Here is a 6,950-nt window from a genome sequence, read left to right as displayed (position 1 = left end):
GAGCAGGCCCGGATCGAACTCCGGCCCGCCGTAACGCCCCGCCGCCGGATCGGGGCCTCGGCCCGCCGCCACGAGCGCGGGCGCCGGATCGGGCAGCAGCCGCGCGTCGGGGTTGCCGTCGGCGAGGTCGGTGACGCCGTCGGGGATCTCCAGGTCCGCGTAGTCGCGCGGCGTGAGCGCGGGACGCGGCAGCACGCGGCTGCCGCGGCGGCCCGCGGTCTCGATGACGCCGCGCTCGCGCAGCATCCGATAGGCGGCCGCGACGGTGTTCGGGTTCACGCCGAGCTCGACGGCGAGGTCGCGCAGCGGCGGCAGTGCGGCACCCGGCTCGAGGGCGCCGTCGGCCACGAGCGTCTCGATCTCCGCCGCGATGTCACTGGCACGCCGTGCCGTGATCCGATAATCTCCTAGCACAAAGAGAATTATGCACTAGTTCAAACCCTCGCACCACCACCACCACCACCACCACCACTCCGCGCCGCCAGGGGAGCCGCCATGCTGATCCATCCGTGGGACCACGCCGACGAGTCCGCCTGGCGGCCGTGGCTGGCCACGCGCGACTTCGGCACCCTGGCCGCGAACGGCGTGGACGGCGGCCCGCCCGTCCTGGTCCCGACCCACTTCCTCTTCACGCACGAGGACGGGGACCAGGTCATTCTTCACCTCGCCCGGCCCAACCCCTTCTGGGAGGCAGTCGAGGCCAACCCGCGGCTGACCCTCGCCGTCACCGACGACTACGCCTTCATCCCCGGCACCTGGCGGGCCACGCCCGGGACCGACCCGGACCACGGCGTGCCGACCAGCTACTACACCTCCGTGCACCTGATCGGCACCGCCACCCTGATCGACGACCCGGTCGAGAAGGCAGAGCTGATCGGCCGTCAGTACGCCCGCTTCCAGCCGCGGTCCGCGCGGGAGCCGATCGTCCCGGGCGAGGCCCCGTTCGGCCGGATGCTCTCCGCCATCCGCTGCCTGCGCCTGGACGTCGACGAGGTCCGCGCGAAGGCCAAGTACGACGACCACAAGGACGACGCCCTGGCCGCCCGCGTCCGGGAGGGCCTGCACGAACGCGCCCTCCCCCAGGACGCCGCCGTCGCGGGCCGCCTGGACCGCCGCGGCTAGCAGGCCCGGCTGGCCCGGCCGCGGGAGGGGAGCGGCTCGGCCGGTCGGGTGATTGTCGTACCGGGCGGGCTCCGCCTGCGTCGGTTCTCCCGAGGCGCTCCCTAGGCTGCCCAGACGGACCATCACCGCGCCGAGCACCCCGGGAGCCACCACTGTCCAGCTCGCGACCGACCTCGACCGCCGCCGCAGAAGGCCACCTCGGGCACGTCGTCTTCATCGCCGCCGCGGCCGCCATGGGCGGGTTCCTCTTCGGCTACGACAGCGCCGTCATCAACGGTGCGGTGACCGGCATCCAGCACCACTTCGGCGTCGGCAACGGCGAGACCTCCCTGGTGGTGTCCGCCGCCCTGCTGGGCTCCGCGGTCGGCGCGGTCAGCGCCGGTTGGCTGGCCGACCACCTCGGCCGCATCCGGGTGATGGAGCTGGCCGCGGTGCTCTTCGCCGCCAGCGGCATCGGCACCATGTTCCCACCCAACATCGTGACGCTGGGCGCCTGGCGCGTGGTCGGCGGCATCGCCATCGGCATCGCCTCCGTCGTCGCCCCCGCCTACATCGCCGAGGTCGCCCCACCGGCCATGCGCGGCCGGTTGGCCTCCTTCCAGCAGGCCGCGATCGTGCTGGGCATCTTCATCTCACAGCTCGTCAACTACGCTCTGAACCAGGCGGCCGGTGGCAACCCCAACGACCACCTCGCAGGCATCCAGGCATGGCAGTGGATGCTCGGCGCGGAGACCGTCCCGGCACTCATCTACGGCCTGCTCGCGCTCGCCATCCCGGAGTCCCCGCGCTACCTCATCGCCTCCGGCGACCTGCCGCGCACCAAGAAGGTGCTGGCCGAGGTCGAGGCGCCCGGCACCGACATCGACGCGCGGATCAACGAGATCCAGCACGTCATGGCGACCGAGCACAAGCCGCGCATGAAGGACCTGCTGGGCGGGCGCGCCGGGTTGCAGACGATCGTCTGGATCGGCATCGGCGCCTCGGTGTTCCAGCAGTTCGTCGGCATCAACGTGATCTTCTACTACTCGTCGCTGCTGTGGCAGTCGGTCGGCATCAACGCCAGCAACTCGCTGCTGATCTCGGTGTCCACCTCGCTGGTCAACATCGTCGGCACGGTGATCGCCGTGGTCCTGGTCGACCGGATCGGACGCCGTCCGCTCGCGCTGGTCGGCTCGGCCGGCATGGCGGTGACGCTGGGCATGGCCGCCTGGGCCTTCTCCTACCGCGTCGGCACCGGCACCTCCGCGCACCTGGCCAACACGCAGGCGACGGTGGCGCTGGTCGCGGCCCACATCTACGTGCTCTGCTTCGCCTTCTCCTGGGGCGTGGTGGTCTGGGTCCTGCTGGGCGAGATGTTCCCCAACAAGATCCGCGCGCTGGCGCTCTCGGTGGCGGCCTCGGCACAGTGGATCGCCAACTGGCTGGTCACCGTGAGCTTCCCGACCATGGCCGACTGGAACCTCTCGGCGACGTACGTGATCTACGCCTGCTTCGCGCTGCTGTCGATCCCGTTCGTCTACTTCTGCATCCGGGAGACCAAGGGCAAGGCCCTGGAGGAGATGGGCTGAGCCCGGTTCAGGTGATGATCTCCCCGAAGCGGCGGGAGATGTCCTTGAGCCGGGCCACCTCGACGTCGTGGCACTCGTGCTCGCAGCCGTGCAGCTTGCCGCCGATCACGCGGACCCCGACGGCGCAGGTGTGCGACTCGCCCGGCTCCACGCCCTTGCAGCCGGGCGCCAGGTAGGTCTCGGGCGGTGTCCACAGGCCGCCGTACGGTTTGCCCGGGTCGGGAGTCGTCTGCGCCATGTCCCAAGTGTGCGTCAAATCGCCTGCGCGGAAAGGCCGAACGCGGAAGATCACCACTCCGTGGCGGGATCGATCTAGGGTGTGCTGTCATGACCGACGACGCACACCGCAGCGAGGAAATCGAACACCACGAGACCCCCGAGGACGAGGAGCCGCTGCGGCGGCGCATCTACCTCACCAACCTCGTCGCCGGGTCGAACTGGCTGCTGCTCAACACCGACCGCGCGACGATGGCGGCCAACGGCCCCGCACTGCGCGCCCTCAGCGGCGTCGTCGAGGCCCTGCACGAGATCGGCTGGCACCTCAACGAGCCGGACGCCGCCCGCCTGGCCGCGGCCCAGCGCCACCTCGACTCGGCCCAGCACGCGCTCCGCTCTGCCCTCTCCGGCGCCCCCACCCAGCCCGTGGACTGACCCACCTCCCCGGCGCCGGCAACCGCCCGCGGGCCGAGTCCTGCCGGAAGCCGCAGCCGCAGCCGCGGGCTCGGGCTCGGGCTGCGACGGGGACCGCGGGCGCCGTCGCACGGAAGGCCGCTGCCGAGTGCCACCGGCCGGAGGCCGACCCTTCGCCCAGCCGGACTCCCCCGGCGGCGGGTCGTCGGCGGGGGTGCGGCTCAGGGGTGGGAAGGGGCCTCCGAGGCGGCTGCGGCGAGCAGAAGGTCGAGGGCCGCAGGGTAGGCGCTCGCATTCATGCGCTCCGCCAGGAGCTGGGAGGTGGCGGCGATGTGCGGGTGCGTCTCGGCCGGCAGGCGGGCGTAGGTCGCGTCCCAGACCGCCTCGTCCGCCTCTCGGGCCTCCACCGGGAGGGCAAGGGAGGCCGCGTCCAGGGCCGCGAAGGCCAGGGCCTGGTCGACGAAGACGTGGTAGATCCGGACCGCGGCGGGGTCGGCGAAGCCGGCCCCGCGCAGGACGCCGAGGATGGCCTCGTCGGCGGCGATCTCGTGCGCGCGACCGCTGACGCGGCTCGCCGCCAGCACGGCCGCCTGGGGGTGGGCGAGGTACGCGGCGTGGATCCGCAGGCCCAGGTCGCGCAGGTCCGTGCGCCACTCGCCGGTCGGGACCCAGCCCGTCATCGCGCGGTGCATCAGCGCGTCCGCGATGGCGCGAGTGAGCTCGTCGAGGCCCGCGAAGTAGCGGTAGAGCGCGCTGGCGTCCGCGCCCAGCGCAAGGCCGAGGCGGCGCGCCGTGAAGCCCTGCGCGCCGTGCTCGCGCAGCATCCGCAGCGCGGTGTCCACGATCAGGTCGTGGGTCAGCACCGTCCCCTGCTTGGTGGGCCGGCGCCGCCGCCGCTGCTCCTCGGGGACCGCGTTCTTCGCCATGCGGCCAGACTAGCCAAGTCGGCCACCCTTATGCCAACGCGGTTGACGTTCGTCGGGGCCACAGCGTTTGATCAGGTCAGCGGCCGCTCCACCGCCCTGTTCCCTGTACGCCCGAACCACCGAGGAGAACTCATGCGTGTGCTGCTCGTCGGCGCCGGAGGCGTCGGCACCGCGATCACGCGGATCGCCGCCCGCCGTCCCTTCCTGACCCACATGGTCGTCGCCGACTACGACCTCGCCCGCGCCGAGGCGGCGGTCGCCGCCCTCGGTCCGGACCAGGCGGCGCGCTTCAGCGCGGCGCGGGTCGACGCGAGCGACCAGGAGGCCGTCGCCGCGCTGCTGCGGGCCGAACGCTGCGAGGTGCTGCTCAACGCGACCGACCCGCGTTTCGTGATGCCGCTGTTCGAGGCGGCGCTCGCCGCCGACGCGCACTACCTGGACATGGCGATGTCCCTGTCCCGCCCGCACCCCGAGCAGCCGCACGCGCTCACCGGGGTCAAGCTGGGCGACGAGCAGTTCGCCCGCACCGAGGCGTGGGAGAAGGCCGGACGGCTCGCCCTGGTCGGCATGGGCGTGGAGCCGGGCCTCTCGGACGTCTTCGCCCGCTACGCCGCCGACGAGCTCTTCGACGAGATCGAGGAGATCGGCGTCCGCGACGGCGCCAACCTGACCGTCGACGGCTACGAGTTCGCGCCCTCGTTCAGTATCTGGACCACCATCGAGGAGTGCCTGAACCCGCCCATCGTCTACGAGGCGGACCGGGGCTGGTTCACCACGCCGCCGTTCAGCGAGCCGGAGGTCTTCGACTTCCCCGAGGGCATCGGCCCGGTGGAGTGCGTCAACGTCGAGCACGAGGAGGTGCTGCTGGTCCCCCGCTGGGTGGACGCGAAGCGGGTCACCTTCAAGTACGGGCTCGGTGAGGACTTCATCGCGAAGCTCAAGACCCTGCACGCGTTGGGGCTCGACCGCACCGAGCCGATCACCGTCCGCTCGGCGAACGGCCCGGTCGAGGTCTCCCCGCGCGACGTGGTCGCCGCGGCGCTGCCGGACCCGGCGACGCTCGGCGAGCTCATGCACGGCAAGACCTGCGCCGGGACCTGGGTCAAGGGCGCCAAGGACGGCGCCCCGCGCGAGGTGTACCTCTACCACGTGGTCGACAACCAGTGGTCGATGCGCGAATACGGCTCGCAGGCGGTGGTCTGGCAGACGGCGATCAACCCGGTCGTCGCCCTGGAGCTGCTGGCGACGGGTGTCTGGTCGGGGCAGGGCGTGCTCGGCCCCGAGGCGTTCCCGCCCCGCCCGTTCCTGGACCTGCTGACGGAGTACGGCTCCCCGTGGGGCCTGCGCGAGCAGTGAGCCTCCTGCGCCGTTGACGCAGCCGGCGGTGACGCGGCCAGTGGTTCGGGCGGGCCCTCAGAAGCGGGGCTCGCCCGCCCACCAGTTGCCCGGCGCGGCCGGGTCGGTGCTGGTCCAGAACTCGACGATGGCGGCGACGAACTCGTCCGCGTCCAGGCTCCCGTCCCCGTCGCGGTCAAGCTTCGCGAAGGCCTCGCGCGCCTGCTCGCGGGTGAAGCCGGCGAAGTGGCCGCGCTGGAAGAGGAAGAACTCCTCCGGCTCGACCCGTCCGTCGCCGTCCTCGTCGGCGATGGCCAGGAAGGCGAAGGCGAGCCCGCCGAGGAGCACCCGCGCGGCGGCCGGCTGGTCGGCCAGCGAGCCGGTGGAGCCCACGAACTGCTCCCGCGTGATCGCGTCGACGCCGTCGAGCAGGTGCGGCGCGTGCAGGTCACGCCAGATGGCGAGATAGGCGTCGATGATCCGCGCCTCCTCGGCGCTCCCGGCCGGATGCCCGAGGGAGGCCGCGACGGAGCGGCCCATGCTCCGGTGGTCGGCCTCGGTGAGGCACCCGTCCCCGTCCGCGTCGAGGTGGTCGAAGCCCCAGCCGATCTTGGCGTCGAGGAAGTCCTGGCTCACGCTGCGCCCTTCGCTGCCGGTCCGTCGGAAGCACTTGTCTGAACACGGACATGATAGCCGACGCGCGTCGGCCTCCCCCGGACGCCTCGCCCCGGGCGGGCACATCGCGCTCTGAACCCCAGGCCGCGTCCTCGGACGGGCGTCACTCGCCCGGCCACTGCCCGGGATGATCGAACCAGGCGACCAGCTCGCTGTCGTACGGATCCTCGCCCGGATAGTCCTCCTCCATCCGCTCCTCGAACTCACGCCGCGACATCGGGACGTGATGCGCTCCGTAGAAGGAGATCAGCCGGTACTGATGGTCGTCCGCATACGGTCCGACCTGCACCGGAGGCTCTGTTTCGCTCATGAGCACAGGGTGCGTCGCGGCTGGTCACGCCGCCACCCGAGTGGCGGGGTCCCCCCACTCGACGCAAGGTGGGAGGACCGCACATCCGGGAGGAGAGTTTCCACCATGAGCGTTCTCGACAAGGTCAAGGGCATGCTCAAGGGCCACGAGAGCCAGGCCTCGAAGGGCGTGGACAAGGCCGGCGACCTGATCGACGAGAGGAGCGGCGGCAAGTACGCCGGCCAGGTCGACACGGCCCAGGAACAGGCCAAGAAGCAACTCGGCGTCGACGACCAGACGCCCCCGGCGGACGGTAACCCCCCAGCCTGACGACGCACGACCGAGCCCCGCACCCCGGTGTCCGACGCCCCGAGGGTGCGGGGCTCCGCGCTGGTCGGCCGGCCC

Annotated in this window: 10 protein-coding genes; 5 read left to right on the top strand and 5 right to left on the bottom strand. The window is 72.1% G+C overall.

The genetic code is table 11. The features are described from left to right. On the bottom strand, nucleotides 1–414 hold a 414-nt coding region (locus tag TR48_RS24860), incomplete at its 3' end, for a GntR family transcriptional regulator (protein WP_152628167.1). A gap of 81 nt (nucleotides 415–495) precedes the next feature. Between TR48_RS24860 and TR48_RS24855 the strand changes: the two genes are divergently transcribed. Further along, nucleotides 496–1,122 carry an FMN-binding negative transcriptional regulator gene (locus tag TR48_RS24855; RefSeq protein ID WP_042371137.1) on the top strand — a complete coding sequence of 209 codons (627 nt, stop codon included), beginning with the start codon at nucleotides 496–498 and terminating at the stop codon, nucleotides 1,120–1,122. A gap of 152 nt (nucleotides 1,123–1,274) precedes the next feature. Further along, the gene (locus tag TR48_RS24850) at nucleotides 1,275–2,690 is read left to right on the top strand and encodes a sugar porter family MFS transporter (RefSeq protein WP_042371218.1); all 1,416 of its coding nucleotides are present in this window, start codon (nucleotides 1,275–1,277) and stop codon (nucleotides 2,688–2,690) included. Nucleotides 2,691–2,697: 7 nt separating this feature from the next. Here the strand turns inward: TR48_RS24850 and TR48_RS24845 are convergent, their stop codons facing one another. Continuing rightward, a complete protein-coding gene (locus tag TR48_RS24845) occupies nucleotides 2,698–2,928 on the bottom strand; it encodes a hypothetical protein (RefSeq protein ID WP_042371135.1) in 231 nt (76 codons plus the stop codon). Nucleotides 2,929–3,017: 89 nt separating this feature from the next. Between TR48_RS24845 and TR48_RS24840 the strand changes: the two genes are divergently transcribed. Beyond that, nucleotides 3,018–3,341: a hypothetical protein gene (locus TR48_RS24840; protein WP_042371133.1), complete on the top strand. Its 324-nt coding sequence runs from the start codon at nucleotides 3,018–3,020 to the stop codon at nucleotides 3,339–3,341. 200 nt (nucleotides 3,342–3,541) lie between these two features. Here the strand turns inward: TR48_RS24840 and TR48_RS24835 are convergent, their stop codons facing one another. Next, a complete protein-coding gene (locus TR48_RS24835) occupies nucleotides 3,542–4,246 on the bottom strand; it encodes a TetR/AcrR family transcriptional regulator (protein ID WP_042371131.1) in 705 nt (234 codons plus the stop codon). 132 nt (nucleotides 4,247–4,378) lie between these two features. Here TR48_RS24835 and TR48_RS24830 point away from each other — a divergent pair, with 132 nt between their 5' ends. Then, a complete protein-coding gene (locus TR48_RS24830) occupies nucleotides 4,379–5,602 on the top strand; it encodes a saccharopine dehydrogenase family protein (protein ID WP_042371130.1) in 1,224 nt (407 codons plus the stop codon). Between the two features lie 57 nt (nucleotides 5,603–5,659). Here the strand turns inward: TR48_RS24830 and TR48_RS24825 are convergent, their stop codons facing one another. Then, nucleotides 5,660–6,217, bottom strand: coding sequence for an EF-hand domain-containing protein (locus TR48_RS24825; RefSeq protein ID WP_042371127.1), 558 nt, complete (start codon nucleotides 6,215–6,217; stop codon nucleotides 5,660–5,662). 142 nt (nucleotides 6,218–6,359) lie between these two features. Continuing rightward, nucleotides 6,360–6,566 carry a hypothetical protein gene (locus tag TR48_RS24820; RefSeq protein ID WP_042371125.1) on the bottom strand — a complete coding sequence of 69 codons (207 nt, stop codon included), beginning with the start codon at nucleotides 6,564–6,566 and terminating at the stop codon, nucleotides 6,360–6,362. 105 nt (nucleotides 6,567–6,671) lie between these two features. Here TR48_RS24820 and TR48_RS24815 point away from each other — a divergent pair, with 105 nt between their 5' ends. Next, complete coding sequence (locus TR48_RS24815; protein ID WP_042371124.1) at nucleotides 6,672–6,875, top strand: antitoxin; 204 nt, start codon at nucleotides 6,672–6,674, stop codon at nucleotides 6,873–6,875. Nucleotides 6,876–6,950 lie beyond the last annotated feature (75 nt).

It is taken from the genome of Streptacidiphilus neutrinimicus, assembly GCF_000787815.1.
In the GTDB taxonomy this organism is placed as follows: Bacteria; Actinomycetota; Actinomycetes; order Streptomycetales; family Streptomycetaceae; genus Streptacidiphilus; species Streptacidiphilus neutrinimicus.
Note: the sequence above shows the minus strand (reverse complement) of the source record. Positions and strands in the feature narration are given on the sequence as shown.